The following is a 3,304-nucleotide window of genomic DNA, read 5'->3' on the forward strand; positions in this document are numbered from 1 at the left end:
ATAAGATGGAACGCCTAATGCGGTGAAAATCGCACGTTGGGTGTGGAGCAGGGGAAAAGCTGGAGATTACATCAAACGCTTACCTATTGCTATTAAGCTACGAAGCGAAAGGAGGAAGGTGAAAAATTAGAAATAGTTAGATAATTAATTACAGAGTGTTGGTATTCTGTGGTAAATTTAACTAAAAGAAGTATTTTTAATAGGAGTGATAAAGTGAACAAAAAAAATAGGGTTATATTATCTGGACTATTCGCTGCAATTCTTGGAACTATTATAAATTTTACTACAAGTGATAAAACGACAATATTCATTGGGAACATCATTATTGTCACTGTTTCTGTTCTTGTTTTTAGTGAGCGAAAAAATCGGGTAAATAACTGAAATTTGTTAAATAGTGTACTTACACTAACGGCGTTCTTTAGCTCAAGAATAATCGCCGCGGCGATCTTTTTCCTTTATTCAAGTAACGGGAGGGTAGTTTAACAAGAAGGATAAAAAACAATGTATGGAATTGATATAAGTGAAGATAATGGGTTCAATTTGGTAGAACGGTGAGGTGAAGTAAATGATTAAACCTGGAATTTCTAGGCAAAGAATAAAGGCATTTTCAGTGATGAAGGTTTTTCTTGCACTAATTGCAATTCTTGTAATTTTAATAGGTTTGATTAATAGTGGCTTACAGATTTATCTATTGTTTTTGGTAGCCTCTTTTACCTTCGTATTATCTGCAACTGAAAGCTATATATTAAAAAGATGGGATCCGAATTTTAATGTTGATGTAATATTAGCAATATCTTTCTTAGTAGCATACTTCCTTGTAAGATAGGGGCTTCACATGTTCTGGTATAGAATTAACTTCTTCAACGAGTGATTTACTACAATACGAGTAGAGCCTTTTTCTTATTCAAGTAACTGGCAGAATAGTTGAAGAAGGAAAAAGGAAGTACCTAGCGAAATATTTATATATTGTACTTTAAATAAAACGGGGGGGGAGTAGCGTGATTTGGAAAAACCGAAAAAAACCATTTCTATTTATAGAAGTGATTCTAGCATTAACGGCAACCATCTTAGGTGTCATAAACTTAATCCGCTGGAATACTGATTTACCTTTGATGTCCTTTCTAATTTTTATACTTGTTGGTGTTGTATTCACTTTAAGGGGGGTTGAATCCCGTCTCAATAAAGAAAAAGGATATAAAATCAATATTGGTTTTGGTCTTATTATATGTATTATTCCTATATTAACTTTTATAATAAAATATTTGTGATTTTAAACAAACGGGTACTTGAGTTTAACAAAGGGCTGCTTCGGCAGCCCTTAATCTTGTAATCCCGTTTTTTCAACTAATTAAAATTTGGGGGCTTTCAATGTGAATAAAAAAATTCTATATTTACTTAGTTTAGTCATTACTATTGTTTGTTCATCTATCCCTGCGTTTGGTGTTGAGGATAATGAATTATTTCACTTATTCGGTTTTCCATCTCAAGTGTTCGGATACTCAGTAACTGGTCAGTTTAGTTTTCAATGGTTAGGTTTTATCTTTAATTTTTTCCTGTTTTACTTTTTCCTACTTTTAATAGTGAAATCAGTTTCAAAAGTCTTTAATAAAAATCTTTTTAATGTTTAGACTCTTCAACTACCATGAAAGTACAAAACAGTTAAAATCTAAAAAAGACAATGCTAAAGTCGACCCAGCAATTATAATTTTTAAAAATGCTGTGCCTAAAATTAAACCTCATGTCGCAATATCAGTATGACCACAAAAACCCTACTTCCATTCTCTGTGGTGCAGCAACGATTTTGTGCTGCATGGATGGCTAACGGGTGCGTTAGTTGTGCGAAATGTTTCTAATTTAAATTGAGAATGGACACATTTCTCTGGTAAAGGTTAGACAGTTCCTGTCGGAACTGAAGGATTATATCGAAGAATCAAATGATGGAGTAACGCCCTGAAGGGTTCTCTCTTAGTCGAATAGCTCTGGATTTAGTAAGAATGATAGTGTTATAAGCTCGGCGAAAAGGCGTGAGAAATTACCGTAGCAGCTCGGCTGCCGAAAGCCTACCCGCGAGGGTGGTGTAATTCATGATGCTTGAGTTGATTGAATATGGTGAGAATGCAAATAAACCTAAAAGGAAAGGTTAAGCTGACGAACTTCTGAATGTACGGGTCTACACGCACGATACATAGAAATGTGTATATCACTAAATGTGAGGTTAGCAGTGGATGAGTAAAACTAACTCATATGAAAATCCATGATATGTTATAGGCATATGAACGGCTAACAGGCTTACAGGAAGCACCTAAGTTCATTCCATAATAGATATAATTCAACATTGTAAGCTGATAACGTGGAGAGCTTACTCTTTATGAAGCGGTGATTAGGAAAGCAATAATGATATTAGTTACTGTATAACTTGTCTTTGTATTAGTGAAAGTGGTGGCACAGTACCAATGAAAGGTCTAATTCACCTGGAGGGATAGCCACTAGACTAAAAAGAATCATTCAACCATGTAAGACAGTTCTTTGTCGGTTAATAAGGTTCTTGTGAGACTAAAAGAGGTTCAACTCCCAAGGGAGTCACCGACTTGTTGAAACGGAAGAAACTGAGACACAATGAGTATTACGATATGCAACATTGTTTTGACAGTTTATATGCTCAAAGTGTCGATGGTCAAAATTTCTATGACTTAATGGGACTGATCAGTTCTAGTGAAAATATTCGTCTTGCTTATCGAAACATCAAAAGAAACACTGGGAGCAAAACAGCAGGGACAAATAAATTAACGATTAATGATATAAAGCATTTGCCGATAGAAAAAGTAATTGAAAACGTTCAGAGCATGTTCCAATCATATACACCAGAATGTGTTCGGCGTGTTTTCATCCCTAAAGCAAATGGGAAAGTAAGACCATTAGGAATCCCAACAATATGGGATCGGATTATTCAACAATGTATCTTACAAGTGTTAGAACCAATTTGCGAGGCAAAATTTCATAAACATAGCTATGGCTTTAGACCGAATAGAAGTACCCACCATGCGAAGGCAAGATTTGAATCGCTTATCAATATGGTGGGTCTTTATCATTGCATAGATATGGACATAAAAGGGTTTTTCGACAACGTGAACCATAGTAAGTTACTCAAACAAATATGGTCAATGGGAATTAAAGATAGATCTTTACTCTCCATTATTTCGAAGCTATTATGTTTTTGCCGTCCCCAAATGACCGAAAGTTGACGGTGTTGCCTGTCCAGAATTAGTCGGATATAATGTCCATGTATACATATTTCGGAACATTT

At 35.0% G+C, this 3,304-nt stretch carries 3 protein-coding genes and 1 pseudogene; all 4 read left to right on the forward strand.

Features of this window, described 5'->3' with window-relative positions:
* The first annotated feature begins 565 nt into the window (after window positions 1–565).
* Window positions 566–826 carry a hypothetical protein gene (locus tag ACIQCO_RS27880; protein ID WP_400435408.1) on the forward strand — a complete coding sequence of 87 codons (261 nt, stop codon included), beginning with the start codon at window positions 566–568 and terminating at the stop codon, window positions 824–826.
* A 172-nt stretch (window positions 827–998) separates the two neighbouring features.
* Window positions 999–1,268 carry a hypothetical protein gene (locus ACIQCO_RS27885; RefSeq protein ID WP_400435410.1) on the forward strand — a complete coding sequence of 90 codons (270 nt, stop codon included), beginning with the start codon at window positions 999–1,001 and terminating at the stop codon, window positions 1,266–1,268.
* Between the two features lie 102 nt (window positions 1,269–1,370).
* Window positions 1,371–1,628 carry a hypothetical protein gene (locus ACIQCO_RS27890; protein ID WP_400435412.1) on the forward strand — a complete coding sequence of 86 codons (258 nt, stop codon included), beginning with the start codon at window positions 1,371–1,373 and terminating at the stop codon, window positions 1,626–1,628.
* Between the two features lie 963 nt (window positions 1,629–2,591).
* Window positions 2,592–3,209 (forward strand): annotated as a pseudogene (locus tag ACIQCO_RS27895) (reverse transcriptase domain-containing protein); the annotation flags it as partial.
* Between the last annotated feature and the right edge of the window lie 95 nt (window positions 3,210–3,304).

This window comes from Neobacillus sp. NPDC093127 (assembly GCF_044754175.1).
GTDB lineage: Bacteria > Bacillota > Bacilli > Bacillales > Cytobacillaceae > Neobacillus.

Excerpts from the sequence above, each read along its gene's own strand:
- ACIQCO_RS27880 (WP_400435408.1), top strand. The coding sequence starts at position 566 with ATGATTAAACCTGGAATTTCTAGGCAAAGAATAAAGGCATTTTCAGTG.